Below are 14,773 nucleotides of genomic sequence, written 5' to 3'. Positions count from 1 at the left end.
CAATCCAGGGCCCCATGAGGGGGCACTGGATTGCCGCGGGCCTGTGGCCCTCGCAATGACGAAGTGCAGGCGGCCATGACCGCCTGCTACCTCTTCCCGCTCGCCCTTACGGCCAGCCCGCAGGCGGAAGAGGGTGAAGCCGTTCGCCTCGCCGGCGGCCTCGTCTATGCCTCGCGCTTCGCCCTGGTCGAGCGCGAGGGGGGGCGGATCACCGCCCGCCGCCGCTTCTCCGTCCCCGAATTGCGCGCCGCGCTCCCCGATCTGCCGCCCGAGGCGCGCGAGCAATGGGACAACCTGCGCCGCGCCCACGCCCCGCTGCAATTCGGCCAGCGCACCGTGCGGCTCGACCAGCCGCAGGTCATGGGCATCCTCAACGTCACGCCCGACAGCTTTTCCGACGGCGGCGAATTCCTCGACCGGCCCGACGTGGCCTCGGCCCATGCCGCCGCCATGCTCGAAGCGGGCGCCGCGATCATCGACATCGGCGGGGAATCGACCCGCCCCGGCGCCCCCGCGGTCTGGGAAGGCGAAGAGATCAAGCGCGTTATCCCGATTGTCGAACGGGTGGCGGCCATGGGTGCCGCCATCAGTCTCGACACGCGGCGTCCCGTCGTGATGGAGGCAGCCATTGCGGCGGGCGCCCACCTGTTCAACGATGTCTCGGCCCTGCGCCACGATCCGCGCAGCGCCGAACTGGCGGCGAACACGGGCGTTCCCGTGGTTCTGATGCACGCGCCGGGGGAGGGCGAGGACCTTCACGCCGATGCCGGCTATGGCAATGTCGTGCTCGAGGTGTTCGACTGGCTGGCCGCGCGGCGCGATGCCGCGATTGAGGCGGGCATCGCTCGGGAAAAGATCGTGCTCGATCCCGGCATCGGCTTCGGCAAGACGCTGGCAGAAAACCTTGCCCTCATGAACGCCCTGCCGCTGTTCCACGCCCTCGGCCAGCCGCTGCTGCTTGGCGCCAGCCGCAAGCGGATGATCGGGGCCCTGTCGAACGAGGCCCCGGCCGACAAGCGGCTGGGCGGCTCGCTCACCCTCGCGCTGCGCGCGCTGGAGGCAGGGGCCCAGATCGTGAGGGTTCACGACGTGGCGGAAACGGTCCAGGCCCTGCGCGTCTGGCGCGGCCTGCGCGATGCGGCGCTGACCGACTTTACCTTGCTGCCTGCCTGATATTGTCGTGATGGTGCGGCGGGCTCGGCCGGTCGCCCTCGTCGGGGACCGCCGAAGGCTCGTCCTTGTTGCGGATGTCGGCCGACTTGCGCTTGTCGCCGGGGACCAGCTTCCATCCGGTGAGGAGCGTTCCCGCCGGTTCGATGAGGCTATGCAAACTCATGGTTTTCCGTCCAATTTCTCCTGACAGAGAAACGGTCGGGGGAAGGGCGGGTTCCGCGCGGTTCGTCGCAAATATGGGCGCGCTCCGTGGCGGGGGCGCTCAGGCCGCGCTGTCGATCCCGAGGTCGGAGAGCTTGCGGTAGAGGGTTGACCGCCCGATCCCGAGGCGGCGCGCCACTTCGGTCATCCGCCCGCGATAGTGGCCGATGGCAAGGCGGATCACGTCGGCCTCGATGTCTTCCAGCGGGCGCAGGTTGCCGTCCGGCGTGTAGAGCAGCACGCCGGGCGATCCATGCACGGCCTGGTTGCCGGGGGTCACCGGCTGGTCCACCCCCAGCAGGTTGGAGAGCTGCGGGAAATCGTCCGCGGTCAGGACTTCGCCGTCGCAGAACACGCAGGCGCGGAACAGCACGGCCTGCAATTGCCGCACGTTGCCCGGCCAGTCATAGGCGGAGAGCAGCGACAGCGCGCTGTCGGTAATGCCGAGCGGGCGCAGGCCCGGCTGCTCGCCGATCCGGGCAAGGAAATGGCGGGCGAGCGAGGGAATGTCCTGCGAGCGCTGGCGCAGCGGGGGCAGGGCCACGGTCACCGAGGCCAGCGCCTCGTGAAGTTCGGGCAGGAAATGCCCGGCCGCCACGAGGTCGCGCAGCGGCAGGTTGCTTGCCGCGATCAGGCGCAGGTCGATCTTGAAGGAATGGCGCGCGCCGATCGGGCGCACGTCGCCGCGCTGGATCGATTCGGCCAGTCGCTGCTGGACGCTCTCGGGCATGCGGTCGATCTCGTCGAGCACCAGCGTCCCGCCGTCGCAATGCTGCAAGGCGCCGATCTGGCGGTCGAAGGCGCCGGGGAAGGCGCCTTTCTCGTGACCGAACAGCACCGATTCGATCGAATTGGCCGGAATCCCGGCGATGTTGACGATCCGTATCGGCAGCTTGGCGCGCGGGCTGGCGGCATGGATCGCGCGGACCAGCATTTCCTTGCCGGTCCCGCTTTCGCCCTCGATCAGCATTGGCGTGTGGCCGCGCGCGGCCTTGGCGGCCACGGCAAGGGCGGCGCGGAAGGTGGGGGCCGCGCCGATCATCGCCTCGAAATCGGGCGCGGAGGGCATTTTCTCGGTCAGCGGGGCCAGTTCGTCGCGCGGGGTTTCGCGCGTGGTGGCGCTGCGCAGGGCCTGCATCAGCCGCTCGGGCGCGACCGGCTTGATCAGGTAGTCGGTCGCCCCGGCGCGCATGGCTTCCACCGCCAGCAGCGGGCTCGCGCTGGTGGTGAGCATCAGGATCGGCAGGGCCGGGCGGCGGCTTTTCAGCTCGGCGATCAGCTCGCAGGCATCGTCGCCCGGCACCCACTGGTCGAGGATGATCGCGGAAAGCAGCATGCCCTGCCGGGTGCCGAGCGTGGCAATCGCGGTTTCGGCATCGCGCACGACCAGCGTTCGCCAGCCTTCGCGCGCGGCAAGCGCCGAGACCAGCCGGCATTGCGCCGGCTCATCGTCGATCAGCATCAGAAGGCGATCTTCGAACTCGGCCATTGGTCTCGCGATTGTCCCTGTTCGGGACCATCAATAAGCGCGGAGTGTAAAAAGGCGCTTAACCCTCACCCTGCCAACTGCGCGCTTGAGCAAGCGCCCATGCCGGTTTAGAGCCGGCCCATGGATCACGGCCCGGCAGGGCCTTTCAGCATATGGGGAACGAAGATCATGGCTTCGGCTAACGACATGAAGGCGGCCAAGGAAACTTATGCGGGCTTTATCGCCGCGGTGAAATATTCCACGCCGCTGATCGCGCTGATCGCGGCCGGGGTGGTCTACCTGATCAGCCGCTGAAGTTCCCGCCCCGCCGCGCCTGGCGGGGCAGGCTTTCGATAAAGGACCGGCGCCGGGGGCTTCGTGCCTTCCGGCGCTTTTCTTTGCGCGATTGCAAGCTAAGGTAGAGCGCGAAGGCCGGGCCGCGGGGCCGGAAGTGTTGGGGGAACAATGGACTTCATAAGCATTCTGTCGATCTTCGTACTGGCCTGTTTCGTGGGCTATTACGTGGTCTGGTCGGTTACGCCCGCCTTGCACACGCCGCTGATGGCGGTGACCAACGCGATTTCCTCGGTGATCATCGTCGGCGCACTGGTCGCCGCGGCGGCGGCCGGATCGCTCGCCTCGTCGTGGCTCGGCCTCGTGGCCGTGGTCATGGCCTCGATCAACATCTTCGGCGGCTTCGCGGTCACCGCACGGATGCTGGCCATGTACAAGAAGAAGCAGAAGAGCTGAGGGGGGCTGACTGATGGAACACGCCGTGCTGCCCGCCTGGGCCCTGCTCGCCTACCTCGTTTCCGGGGTCCTTTTCATCCTCGCCCTGCGCGGCCTGTCCAGCCCGGCAAGCTCGCGGCGTGGCAACCGCTTCGGCATGATCGGCATGGGCATCGCCGTGCTGACCACGCTGGCAACCCATGTGCCGACGCTGGCGGAAGGCGGGCCCGATACGGGCGCCATGGTCAAGATCCTCGCTGCCATCGGCCTTGGCGCGGTGATCGGCCTCACCACGGCCCGCAAGATCCAGATGACGGCCATGCCGCAGCTGGTCGCGGCCTTCCACAGCCTCGTCGGCATGGCCGCCGTGCTGGTGGGCCTTGCCGCCTACTTCAACCCGGGCGCCTTCGGCATTCTCCTGCTCGAAGGCGGGATCAATCCCGACAGCCGGATGGAGATGGGCCTCGGCATCGCCATCGGTGCGATCACGTTCTCCGGCTCGGTCATCGCCTTCCTCAAGCTTAACGGCAACATGGGCGGCAAGCCGATCATGCTGCCGGGCCGCCACGTGCTCAACCTCGGCACGCTGGTCGCCATCCTCGGCCTCGTCGCCTATTTCACGCAGGACGAGGCGCTGTGGATCATCGCCACGATCACCGCGCTCTCGTTCATCATCGGCTTCCTGCTGATCATCCCGATCGGCGGCGCGGACATGCCGGTGGTCGTCTCGATGCTCAACTCCTACTCGGGCTGGGCCGCGGCGGCGATGGGCTTCACCCTGCACAACACGGCCATGGTCATCACCGGGGCGCTGGTCGGCTCCTCGGGTGCGATCCTGTCCTACATCATGTGCAAGGCGATGAACCGCAGCTTCATCTCGGTGATCGCCGGCGGTTTCGGCGCCGCGCCCGATGCGGGCGGCGGAGAGGCCAAGGAACAGCGCCCCTACAAGCGCGGCAGCGCGGAAGACGCCGCCTTCCTGATGAAGGAAGCGGAAAACGTCATCATCATCCCGGGCTACGGCATGGCCGTCGCCCAGGCCCAGCACGTGCTGCGCGAGATGGGGGACCTGCTCAAGAAGGAAGGCGTCAACGTCAAGTACGCCATCCACCCGGTCGCCGGCCGCATGCCCGGCCACATGAACGTGCTGCTGGCCGAAGCAAATGTCCCCTATGACGAGGTGTTCGAACTGGAAGACATCCAGGGCGAGTTCTCGCAGTGCGACGTCGCCTTCGTCATCGGCGCCAACGACGTGGTCAACCCGGCCGCCAAGACCGACAAGTCGAGCCCGATCTACGGCATGCCCGTGTTCGACGTCGACAAGGCCAAGACCATCATGTTCATCAAGCGCTCGATGGGCGGCGTCGGTTATTCCGGGGTCGACAACGACGTGTTCTACATGGACCAGACCATGATGCTGCTGGCCGACGCCAAGAAGATGGTGGAGGACATCAACAAGGCGCTCCAGCATTGATGCAGCGGCGTTGCAGCCTCGTTGCAATTCTGGTGCTGCCGCTGGCGCTCTCGGCCTGTGTCGAGCGGATCGCGGAAAGCCGCGTTCGCTCGGCGCTGGTCGAGGCGGGGCTTTCGGAAGGGGTCAGCACCTGCATGGCCAAGCGGATGGTCGACCGGCTGACCATCCGCCAGCTGCGCAAACTGCAGGCCTTGCAGGGCCCCAAGCGGACGATTCCCCAATATGTGGAAGCCGTCCGCCGCATCGGAGACCGCGAAGTTCTCGAGGTCACCGCCTCTTCCGCCGCCCTGTGTGCGACGGGTTTGGGCTGACAGTCGGCAAACCGAGCCCCCCAAAGCTGGACCTTGCCGTCCCTCTTGCCTAAGGCGCAGGATGAAACGGGGGTTTCGTCCTTTCCGGGGAGTTCCGACCTTGCGCAAGCTGGGCCTTATCGGCGGCATGTCATGGCTGTCGACACGCACCTATTACGATCACATCAACAAGCTGGTGCAGGCGCGCGCCGGCAAGCAGGCCTCCGCGCCGCTGCTGATCGAGAGCCTCGATTTCAGCGGCCTGCAGCGCCTGCAGGACGAGGCGGACTGGCAGCGCGCCGGCGCTATCCTGACCGACAGCGCCCGCCGGCTCGAACAGGCCGGGGCCGGGGCCCTGCTGATCGGCGCCAATTCGATGCACAAGGTCTATGACGAGGTCGCCGCCGCGGTCTCGGTCCCGGTGCTCCACATCGCCGACTGCGTGGGCGAGCGCATGGCGCGCGACAAGGTGAAGAAGGCGGCCCTGATCGGTTCGCGCAATGTCATGGTCGAGGGGTTCTACCGCAAGAAGCTGATTTCCCGCGACATCGAGCTACTCCCGCCGGAAATGAAGTTCGTCAATGCGCTCGACCGGATCATCTATGACGAACTGATCCTCGGCAAGGCCACCCGTCAGGCCGAGCGCGAGCTCAAGACCATAATCGTCGAGCTGCAGCGGGCCGGGGCCCAGGCCATCGTGCTGGGCTGCACCGAGCTGGAGATGGTGGTCGACGTCGATGCCAACGTCCTGCCGATCTACGACTGCACCCTGATCCATGCCGAGGCGGCGGCGGACTGGATTCTCGCCGACGCATGACAGGCCGCGCCCCCTTTGCCGCCGACCCCGCGACGAGCCGGGGGCGCGAATTTCCGGCCGATGACACGGTAACGCGCGGTCCGCGCGGTCCCTACCAGCGCGACCGCGACCGGATCATCCATTCGATCTCGTTCCGCCGCCTGCGCCACAAGACCCAGGTCTTCATCGCGCCCGATGGCGACCATTACCGGGTGCGGCTGACCCACAGCCTCGAAGTGGCCCAGATCGGCCGGGTCATCGCCCGATCGCTCGGGCTCGACGAGGATCTGACCGAGGCGCTGTGCCTCGCTCACGACATCGGCCATCCCCCCTTCGGTCATGCCGGCGAGGACGCGCTCGACGCGGCGATGGAGCCCTACGGCGGGTTCGATCACAACGCGCACTGCCTGCGCACGCTGATGCGCCTCGAAAGCCCCTATTGCGAGTTCGACGGGCTCAACCTCACCTGGGAGCTGCTCGAGGGGCTTGCCAAGCACAATGGCCCGGTTTCAGCGCCGAACTGGGCGCTGGCCGAACTCGACGCGGCCTTCCCGCTGGATCTGCGTGAATGGTCGTGTCTCGAGGCGCAGGTCGCCGCGCTGGCTGACGATATCGCCTACGACAACCACGATATCGACGATGGCCTGCGCGCGGGTTTCCTCGATCTTGACGAACTGCTCCAGCTCGATTTCGTGGCCGAGCAGTGGCGCGGGGTTGAACGGCGCTTTCCGCGCGCCGCGCGCGAGCGGCAATTGCGCGAACTGGTGCGCGGCCAGATCGGCCTGATGGTCAACGACCTGATCGGCGAGACGCGGGAGCGTGCCCAGGGCATGGCCTCGGTGGCGCAGGTGCGCGGCGCCAGCCGCCCCACGGCCGCCTTTTCCGGCCCGCTCGCGGAGGCCGAGCGGCAGCTCAAGCGCTTCATGTACGAGAAGCTCTATTACCATCCCGAACAGCTTGCCACGGCCGAAAAGGCGCGCGAGGTCACGGCCACGCTGTTCGCTGCCTATCACGCCGATCCGGCGCTGATGGGCGAGGGCTGGGCCGGGCGCCTTGACGAGGCCGAGCCGGCCCGCAGCCGTCACATCGCCGACTATATCGCCGGGATGACCGATCGTTTCGCCATCGCCGCCTATGCCCGGATCACCGGGATCACGCCCGAAGGGCTGAGCAATGTCTAAGGCGGTCCGGATCTGCCTCGTCGGCGCCTCGGGTCTCGTCGGCTCGGCCCTGATCCGCGCCGCGGTCGGCCGGCGCGACGTTCGCCTGGTCGCCATTGCCCGCCGCGAGCTCGACCTTCCGCCCGGCGCGCGGATGGAAGTGCTGGTCGCCGATCCCGCCAACTGGGGCGACGCCATCGCCGCCGCCCGGCCCGACACCGTGGTCAACTGCCTCGGCACAACGTGGAAGCAGGCCGGCGAGGACGAGGCCGTGTTCCGCGCGGTCGATCAGGATCTCGTGCTGGCCTGCGCGAAATGGGGGCAGGAGGCGGGCGCCCGCCAGTTCATCTCGGTCTCCTCGGTCGGCGCGGCGATCAGCGCCAAGCAGTTCTACCTGCGCGTCAAGGGCGAGGTCGAGACTACGCTCGGCAAGCTCGGCTACAACCGGCTCGACATCCTGCGCCCCGGCCTGCTGCGGGGCAGCCGCCGCGAATTGCGCCCAGCGGAGCGGATCGGCCAGGTGGTGGCTCCGCTCGCCGACCTGTTCCTGCGCGGGGGGCTTGCCCGCTACCGCTCGGTCCGGGCGGACTGGCTGGCCGAGGTGATCCTCGCCCTCGCGCATGAAAAGGCGCGCGGACGGTTCGTTCACGAACACGAGGCGATGGAGCGCGCGCTGAAGCGGCAGGCCTATCACGCCTCGATCGCTCAGGCGCAGGCTGTGGATTGATCGCGGCCTACGCAAAACGCGCCGTTGACTTCGCAGGTGCACAAGGGCAGGCGAGGAAGCGTCGCTGACCGCGCGGGAGAGTTCCGGCGAATCGCCCCAACAGGTGATGCGCCGGGCGCCGAAGGAGCAACCGCCCCGGAATCTCTCAGGCAAAAGGACCGCACAGGGTCGATAGCGACGCTCTGGAAAGCGCTTTTCCGGTAACGGAAGGGCCACCGAAGGGGTAACCTCGCGCCGGCGCTGCCGGGTCCGGGGGAAAGCTCTCAGGTTTCCGTGACAGAGGGGGCGCCGATTGGTGCCCTGAATCTGTCTGGAAAGCCTGACTGTGAGCGAAAATTTCGAAACCGCCAATGATGATGAAGCCCCGCTCGAGGTGCTGACCCTGCCGCTTGACGGCTGGCACCGCCAGCGCGGCGCCCGCATGGTCGAATTCGCCGGATACTGGATGCCGGTGCAGTACGAGGGGATCATCGCCGAACATCTCTGGACCCGCGAACATGCGGGCCTGTTCGACGTTTCCCACATGGGCCAGCTCACGGCGTCAGGCGAAGGCGTCGCCTCTGCGCTGGAAGCCGTGCTGCCGGCCGACATCGCCGCGCTGAAGCCTGGCCGCCAGCGCTATTCGCTGCTGCTGAGCGAGGAAGGCGGAATCCTCGACGACCTGATGGTCACCAACCGGGGCGATCATTTCTACCTCGTCGTAAACGGCGCGACCAAGTGGGACGACATCGGCCACCTGCGCGAACACTTGCCAGACGAGATCACGCTCAATCATCTCGACGAGCATGGCCTCCTCGCCCTGCAGGGGCCGGAAGCGGCCGAGGCCCTTGGCGCGCTTGGGCTCAAGCCCGCGATCGCGGGGATGCCCGAAGTTGCCGAGCTGAAATTCATGCAGGCCGCGCCCTATTTCTGGGGCGAGGTGCCGCTCGGCGTCAGCCGCTCGGGCTATACCGGCGAGGACGGCTACGAGATTTCCGTGCGTGGCGAAGATGCCGCGGCTCTGGCCGAAGCGCTCTGCGCCCAGCCGCAGGTGAGGCCCATCGGCCTTGGCGCGCGCGATTCGCTGAGGCTCGAAGCGGGGCTCCCGCTTTACGGCCACGACCTGTCCGAAGAGACCGATCCGGTCAGCGCGGGCCTTGCGTTCGCGATCAGCAAGCGCCGCCGGGCCGAGGGCGGGTTCCTCGGCGCCGATCCGGTGCTGGCCGCGCTGGCGGACGGGACCTATGCCCAGCGCGTCGGCCTCGCCCTCGAAGGACGTCAGGCCGCGCGCGAGGGTGCGCTGGTCATGTCCGGGGATGCCGAGGTCGGCCGCGTTACCTCGGGCGGGTTTTCGCCCAGCCTGGGCCGCCCCATCGCCATGGCCTATGTTGCCGCAGACAAGGCCGCCGAGGGCACCGCGCTCGAGATCGAGGTGCGCGGCAAGCGCCTGCCCGCCAAGGTCGTGACCATGCCCTTCGTTCCCCATCGCTACTTCCGCTGAGGAGATCCACCATGACCACCTATTACACCGAGGACCACGAGTGGATCGCCGTCGAGGGCGATACCGGCACGGTCGGCATCACCAACTATGCGCAGGGCCAGCTGGGCGACATCACCTATGTCGAACTGCCCGCCGCTGGCGCGACCGTGGCCAAGGGCGATGCGCCCTGCGTGGTCGACAGCGTCAAGGCCGCGAGCGATGTCTATACGCCGGTTTCGGGCGAGGTTGCCGAGGTGAACGAGGCTCTCGCTGATGCCCCGGAACTAGTCAACACCGAGGCCGAGAGCGGCGGCTGGCTGTTCCGCGTCAAGCTTGCCGACCCGGCCGAGCTCGGCGCGCTGATGGACAAGGCGGCCTACGACGCCTTCGTCGAAAGCCTCTGACACGATGCGTTACCTTCCCCTGACCCCGGCCGAACGGGCCGAGATGCTGGGCGTGATCGGCGCGGGCAGCGTCGAGGCGCTGTTCGAGGACGTGCCGGCCTTCGCCCGCCTGCCGGGCCCGGTACCGGGGCTGCCGCTTCACGCCAGCGAAATGGCGGTGGAGCGGCACATGGCACGGCTTGCCAGCGCCAACCTTTCGGCAGCCGAGGCGCCGTTCTTCCTCGGGGCAGGGGCCTATCGCCACCACATCCCCGCCTCGGTCGATCACCTGATTCAGCGGGGTGAATTCCTCACCGCCTATACGCCCTATCAGCCTGAAATCGCGCAGGGCACCTTGCAGGTGCTGTTCGAGTTCCAGACCCAGGTCGCGCGGCTGTTTGGCACCGACGTGGCCAATGCCTCGATGTACGACGGCTCGACCGCCTGCTGGGAAGCCATCGCCATGGCCGGGCGCGTCACCCGGCGCAAGAAGGCGGTGATCTCGGGCGGACTGCATCCGCACTACATCGCCACTGCAGCGACCATGGCACGCTTTACCGGCGATGCGCTCGACACGCGCCTGCCGGACCTCGCCGCCGAGCCGGACGATGCGGCGGTGATCGCCGCGATTGATGGCGAGACGTCCTGCGTCGTCGTCCAGTATCCCGACGTGCTGGGCCGCGTGCCCGACCTTGCCGCCATCGCGGCGGCGGCCCAGGCCAAGGGCGCGCTGCTGATCGCGGTCGTGACCGAGCCGGTCGCGCTCGGCCTGATCGAGGCGCCGGGCAAGCTTGGTGCGGACATCGTGGTGGGCGAGGGGCAGTCGCTCGGCGTCGGCCTTCAGTTCGGCGGGCCCTACCTCGGCCTGTTTGGCTGCCGCGACAAGTTCGTGCGGCAGATGCCGGGGCGCCTTGCCGGTCAGACCGTGGATGCCGACGGCAAGCGCGGCTTCGTGCTTACCCTTTCGACCCGCGAGCAGCATATCCGGCGCGAGAAGGCGACGAGCAACATCTGCACCAATTCCGGGCTCTGCGCCCTGGCCTTCTCGATCCACATGACCCTGCTTGGCGGGGAAGGGCTGGCCAAGCTGGCGCGGGTCAATCACGCCGCCGCGCGCAAGACGGCGGACGCCTTGGCCAAGGTGCCGGGGGTGACCCTGCTCAACTCGGCCTATGTCAACGAGTTCACCGTGATCCTCCCGCGCGATGCGCGCGAGGTGGTGCGCGAGCTGGCGGAATACGGCGTGCTCGGCGGGGTATCGCTGGGGCGCCTCTATCCCGAGGCTTTTGCGCTTCACAACGGGCTGGTCGTCACCGCTACCGAGACGACGAGCGACGATGACATCCATGCGCTGGCGACGGTCCTGACCGAGTTGCTGGCCGATACCCACGAAGGGAGCCCGACATGAGCGCGGTCAACGCGGCCGGGTGGCGGCCGGAAATGAGCCAGGGTTCCGCGCAAGGCGCTGTCACCGCCTCTGGCGACAAGGGCCTCATGCTGGAAGAGGCCCTGATCTTCGAACTGGGCCGTCCGGGCACCTGCGGGGTCGATATCGACGAGCCGGAGGGCGCCGTTCTTCCCGGCCTTGAAAAGTTCCTGCGCGCGTCGGCGCCCGACCTGCCGGGCCTGACCGAGCCGGAAACGGTGCGGCACTATACCCGCCTTTCGCGCCAGAACTATGCGATCGACCTCGGGCCGTTCCCGCTCGGCTCGTGCACGATGAAGCACAACCCGCGCCTCAACGAGAAGGTCGCGCGGCTGCCCGGCTTTGCCGACGTCCACCCGCTCCAGCCGCAGCAGACCGTGCGCGGCGCGGTCGAGGTGATCGTTCAGCTGGCCGACTGGCTGGTGACCCTGACCGGGATGCACGCCGTGGCGATGACGCCCAAGGCCGGTGCGCACGGCGAACTGTGCGGCCTGCTCTGCATCCGCGCCGCGCTCGAAGCGCGGGGCGACAAGCGCGAGGTGATCCTCGTGCCGGAAAGTGCCCACGGGACCAATCCGGCCACGGCGGCCTTTGCCGGCTACCGGGTGGAGAACATCCCGGCGACCGCGGATGGCCGGGTCGATCTTGCCGCGCTCACGGCCCGGTTGGGGCCGGACGTGGCGGCGGTGATGATCACCAATCCCAACACCTGCGGGCTGTTCGAGCGCGACATGAAGGCGATTGCCGACGCGGTCCATGCCGCCGGCGGCCTGGTCTATTGCGACGGGGCGAACTTCAACGCCATCGTCGGCAAGGTCCGCCCCGGCGACCTTGGCATCGACGCCATGCACATCAACCTGCACAAGACCTTCTCCACCCCGCATGGCGGCGGCGGACCGGGTTCGGGGCCGGTCGTGCTGTCCGAGGCGCTCGCGCCCTTCGCGCCGCTGCCCTATGCGGAGCGCACGGCCGAGGGCTATTGCCGCCTGATCGAGGAAGAGGACGCCGGCACCGATCACCCGCACGCCTTCGGGCGGATGTCGGCCTTCCATGGCCAGATGGGCATGTTCACCCGAGCCCTGACCTATATCCTCAGCCACGGCGCCGATGGCCTGCGGCAGGTGTCGGAAGATGCCGTGCTCAATGCCAACTATGTGCTGCGCAGCCTCGAGGACGTGCTCGACGCGCCGTTCGGCAAGGCCGGGCCCTGCATGCACGAGGCCCTGTTCAGCGATGTGGGGCTGGCCGAGGGCTTCACCACGCTGGACATCGCCAAGGGCCTGATCGACGAGGGTTTCCACCCGATGACGGTCTATTTCCCGCTGGTGGTCCACGGGGCCATGCTGGTCGAGCCGACCGAGACCGAGAGCAAGGCCGGGCTTGACCGCTTCATCGCCTCGCTGCGCAGCCTTGCCGAGCGGGCGCGGGCGGGCGACGCGGCGCTCAAGGCCGCGCCGGTTCTGGCGCCGAGGCGGCGGCTCGATGAAACGCTGGCGGCGCGCAAGCCCGTGCTGGTCCACCCGGCATGATCGCTGGCGCCGACCCGCGCGCGCTCATCCCCTATCTGGTGATCGGGGTGATCATGCTGCTGCGTTGGCGCAATATCAGCCGCGCCCGGCCGCTGCGTCCGGCCATGCTGGTGGTGGTGCCGGGCATCGTGGCCGTGGTGACTGCACTGGTGCTGTGGCGTCTGCCGGTGCTGCACTGGGGCTGGGCGGTCTTCGCGCTGGGGCTGGTGGTAGGGGCTGGCGCCGGATGGCAGCGCACGCGGCTGATGCACCTGGAGCGTGACGCGGAGACCGACCGGATCATGGTGCGCAATTCGCCGGCCGCGTTCCTGTTCGTGCTGGCCGTCCTCGCGGCGCGCAAGCTGTTCGCCTGGGAAACCGGCCTGAACGAGGGGCATTCGTCGGCAGCCCATTCGTCGGCAGCCATGCTGGCGCTTTACGCCTCGCTCGGCTTCGCGCTGGGTTTGGTCACGGCCTCGCGCATCGAACTGTGGCGGCGGGCGAAGGGGCTCGACTGAACCGCTTCGCCCGCGCCGGTTCACGAAGGCATCAATTGATGGCGTCGGACCCGGCCTGACCGACCGACTCGATATCGCGGCCAGCACCCTTGACCGTGTTGCAGGCCGAGGCGGTGAGGGTGATGCCGGCAACGGCAAGCGCGAGCAGAAGCTTGCGGACCATGGTTCGTTCCTTTTCCAGCGGCGCGCGCGGCGCGCCTGTCGAAAGGAAAAACGCCTGCCCCCGGGGCCGGTTCCGGCTGCGTGGTCAGTCGGCGTTGGGCGCCGACTGCGGATCGATCGGCGGCCGGCGGTGCAGCACCTGTTCGCGCCGGGCGATGATCAGGCCTGCGGCCACGATGAGCGGCCCGCCGATCCACAGCGCATCGGGCGGCAATTGCCCGAAGATAAGCCAGCCCCACAGGGTGGCCCAGCCGATCTGCGAATAGTCCATGACGATCACGCTGGAGACATTGCCGTAGCGCAGCGCGGCGGTGAGCAGCAACTGGCCGAGCAGGCCGGTCAGCCCGATTCCGCCGATCAGCGCCCATTCGTAGGCATCGTGGGAAGAGACGTAGAAGGGCAGCAGCAGCGAGAGCATGGCCGCCCCGGCGGTGGAGAACCAGAAGACCACGCAGATCGGTTCTTCCGTGCGCGCCATCTGCCGCACCTGGATCGACACCAGCGCCACGCCGAACGCGGCGCCCAGCCCCACCGCGAGCCCGAGCGGGGAGAGGTTGTCACTGTCCGGCCCGGCGATGGCGATCACCCCGGCGAGGCCGAGCAGGACCGCGCCAAGCCGCCAGCGCCCCACCTTCTCGCCCAGCAGGGCGACAGAGAGGATCACCGCGAAGATCGGCGCGGTGAAGCTGAGCACGGTGGCCTCGGCCAGCGGCATGAGCTGGACCACGCCAAGGGTGAGGAACATCGCCGAAGTGCCGATCAGCGCCCGCTGTGCGTGAAGGCGCGGCCGCGCGGTCTTCACCCGGTGCAGCTCGCCCCGCGCCGCCAGCCAGCCAAGCAGGGTCAGGGCGGGCACGAACTGGCGCCAGAACATGGTCTCGGGCAGGGCGACCCCGTGCTCGCCGCTCAACTTGACCATCATCAGCATGGTCGCCAGCATCCCGGCCGACAGCAGCCGCAGGCCGAGCGCGAGGAACGGCCGGTGGTGCGGCCGGGCGGCGGACGGCCCGCTGGATTGCACGTTTGACTGCACAGGGGGGCTTTAGCCGGGCGCCGCGATCAGGCAAGGGGCGGCCATGGATTTCGTGAGCGACCATCTTGCCCTGGTTTGCGGCCTCGCTGCCGCGCTGGTCGCGGCCCTGGCCTGGTGGGGCGACCGGCGGCGCCTGCACCGGCGCGACCGCGACCGGGTGGGCATCATGCCGTGGACCGGCCTGTTCTTCTGGGCGACCCTGCTCGCGGTTCTGCTGCTGGCCGTGGCCGGGCAGGAGTGGCTGGGGCGGAAATAGCGTCCGCCCC

Annotated in this window: 18 protein-coding genes and 2 riboswitches; of the genes, 14 read left to right on the top strand and 4 right to left on the bottom strand. The window is 68.3% G+C overall.

Annotated elements, in window-relative coordinates; genetic code table 11:
- Nucleotides 1–75 precede the first annotated feature (75 nt).
- Complete coding sequence (gene folP / locus H7F51_RS05750) at nt 76–1,173, top strand: dihydropteroate synthase (protein WP_185663253.1); 1,098 nt, start codon at nt 76–78, stop codon at nt 1,171–1,173.
- On the opposite strand, the gene H7F51_RS05745 is transcribed toward folP, so the two are convergent.
- Together H7F51_RS05745 and H7F51_RS05740 are read right to left on the bottom strand one after the other, a co-directional pair.
- Nucleotides 1,154–1,336, bottom strand: a complete 183-nt coding sequence (locus tag H7F51_RS05745; protein ID WP_185663252.1) for a hypothetical protein — start codon at nt 1,334–1,336, stop codon at nt 1,154–1,156. The genes folP and H7F51_RS05745 overlap by 20 nt on opposite strands.
- Before the next feature lie 99 nt (nt 1,337–1,435).
- Nucleotides 1,436–2,863 (bottom strand): sigma-54-dependent transcriptional regulator, encoded by a 1,428-nt coding sequence (locus H7F51_RS05740; RefSeq protein ID WP_185663251.1) that lies wholly within the window; start codon nt 2,861–2,863, stop codon nt 1,436–1,438.
- Nucleotides 2,864–3,031: 168 nt separating this feature from the next.
- Here H7F51_RS05740 and H7F51_RS05735 point away from each other — a divergent pair, with 168 nt between their 5' ends.
- The 12 genes from H7F51_RS05735 to H7F51_RS05680 all read left to right on the top strand — a co-directional run bounded on the left by H7F51_RS05735 (nt 3,032) and on the right by H7F51_RS05680 (nt 13,312).
- Nucleotides 3,032–3,157, top strand: a complete 126-nt coding sequence (locus H7F51_RS05735) for an aa3-type cytochrome c oxidase subunit IV (protein WP_185663250.1) — start codon at nt 3,032–3,034, stop codon at nt 3,155–3,157.
- A 150-nt stretch (nt 3,158–3,307) separates the two neighbouring features.
- Nucleotides 3,308–3,592 (top strand): proton-translocating transhydrogenase family protein, encoded by a 285-nt coding sequence (locus H7F51_RS05730; RefSeq protein ID WP_185663249.1) that lies wholly within the window; start codon nt 3,308–3,310, stop codon nt 3,590–3,592.
- A gap of 13 nt (nt 3,593–3,605) precedes the next feature.
- A complete protein-coding gene (locus H7F51_RS05725) occupies nt 3,606–5,045 on the top strand; it encodes an NAD(P)(+) transhydrogenase (Re/Si-specific) subunit beta (RefSeq protein WP_185663248.1) in 1,440 nt (479 codons plus the stop codon).
- The gene (locus H7F51_RS05720; RefSeq protein ID WP_185663247.1) at nt 5,045–5,356 is read left to right on the top strand and encodes a hypothetical protein; all 312 of its coding nucleotides are present in this window, start codon (nt 5,045–5,047) and stop codon (nt 5,354–5,356) included. The genes H7F51_RS05725 and H7F51_RS05720 overlap by 1 nt, the downstream gene beginning before the upstream one ends.
- Before the next feature lie 100 nt (nt 5,357–5,456).
- Nucleotides 5,457–6,152 carry an aspartate/glutamate racemase family protein gene (locus tag H7F51_RS05715; RefSeq protein WP_185663246.1) on the top strand — a complete coding sequence of 232 codons (696 nt, stop codon included), beginning with the start codon at nt 5,457–5,459 and terminating at the stop codon, nt 6,150–6,152.
- Nucleotides 6,149–7,312 carry a deoxyguanosinetriphosphate triphosphohydrolase gene (locus H7F51_RS05710; protein ID WP_185663245.1) on the top strand — a complete coding sequence of 388 codons (1,164 nt, stop codon included), beginning with the start codon at nt 6,149–6,151 and terminating at the stop codon, nt 7,310–7,312. The genes H7F51_RS05715 and H7F51_RS05710 overlap by 4 nt, the downstream gene beginning before the upstream one ends.
- Nucleotides 7,305–8,018, top strand: coding sequence for an NAD(P)H-binding protein (locus H7F51_RS05705; protein WP_185663244.1), 714 nt, complete (start codon nt 7,305–7,307; stop codon nt 8,016–8,018). The genes H7F51_RS05710 and H7F51_RS05705 overlap by 8 nt, the downstream gene beginning before the upstream one ends.
- 63 nt (nt 8,019–8,081) lie before the next feature.
- A riboswitch (glycine riboswitch) is annotated at nt 8,082–8,189 on the top strand.
- 1 nt (nt 8,190) lies between these two features.
- Nucleotides 8,191–8,308, top strand: a riboswitch (glycine riboswitch).
- 35 nt (nt 8,309–8,343) lie between these two features.
- Nucleotides 8,344–9,498 carry a glycine cleavage system aminomethyltransferase GcvT gene (gcvT, locus tag H7F51_RS05700; protein WP_185663243.1) on the top strand — a complete coding sequence of 385 codons (1,155 nt, stop codon included), beginning with the start codon at nt 8,344–8,346 and terminating at the stop codon, nt 9,496–9,498.
- An 11-nt stretch (nt 9,499–9,509) separates the two neighbouring features.
- A complete protein-coding gene (gene gcvH, locus H7F51_RS05695) occupies nt 9,510–9,881 on the top strand; it encodes a glycine cleavage system protein GcvH (RefSeq protein WP_185663242.1) in 372 nt (123 codons plus the stop codon).
- A gap of 4 nt (nt 9,882–9,885) precedes the next feature.
- Nucleotides 9,886–11,268 carry an aminomethyl-transferring glycine dehydrogenase subunit GcvPA gene (gene gcvPA, locus H7F51_RS05690; protein ID WP_185663241.1) on the top strand — a complete coding sequence of 461 codons (1,383 nt, stop codon included), beginning with the start codon at nt 9,886–9,888 and terminating at the stop codon, nt 11,266–11,268.
- A complete protein-coding gene (gene gcvPB, locus H7F51_RS05685) occupies nt 11,265–12,815 on the top strand; it encodes an aminomethyl-transferring glycine dehydrogenase subunit GcvPB (RefSeq protein ID WP_185663240.1) in 1,551 nt (516 codons plus the stop codon). Before gcvPA ends, gcvPB begins: the two co-directional genes overlap by 4 nt.
- Entirely contained in the window at nt 12,812–13,312 is a 501-nt protein-coding gene (locus tag H7F51_RS05680) for a CcdC protein domain-containing protein (RefSeq protein WP_185663239.1), read from the top strand. The genes gcvPB and H7F51_RS05680 overlap by 4 nt, the downstream gene beginning before the upstream one ends.
- A gap of 31 nt (nt 13,313–13,343) precedes the next feature.
- Here the strand turns inward: H7F51_RS05680 and H7F51_RS05675 are convergent, their stop codons facing one another.
- Nucleotides 13,344–13,475 carry an entericidin A/B family lipoprotein gene (locus H7F51_RS05675; RefSeq protein WP_185663238.1) on the bottom strand — a complete coding sequence of 44 codons (132 nt, stop codon included), beginning with the start codon at nt 13,473–13,475 and terminating at the stop codon, nt 13,344–13,346.
- A gap of 84 nt (nt 13,476–13,559) precedes the next feature.
- Complete coding sequence (locus H7F51_RS05670) at nt 13,560–14,495, bottom strand: DMT family transporter (protein WP_343061224.1); 936 nt, start codon at nt 14,493–14,495, stop codon at nt 13,560–13,562.
- Nucleotides 14,496–14,550: 55 nt separating this feature from the next.
- Here H7F51_RS05670 and H7F51_RS05665 point away from each other — a divergent pair, with 55 nt between their 5' ends.
- Nucleotides 14,551–14,763: a hypothetical protein gene (locus H7F51_RS05665; protein ID WP_185663237.1), complete on the top strand. Its 213-nt coding sequence runs from the start codon at nt 14,551–14,553 to the stop codon at nt 14,761–14,763.
- Nucleotides 14,764–14,773 lie beyond the last annotated feature (10 nt).

Source organism: Novosphingobium flavum (assembly GCF_014230315.1).
Taxonomy (GTDB): Bacteria; Pseudomonadota; Alphaproteobacteria; order Sphingomonadales; family Sphingomonadaceae; genus Novosphingobium; species Novosphingobium flavum.
This window is presented reverse-complemented; position numbering and strand designations above follow the sequence as displayed.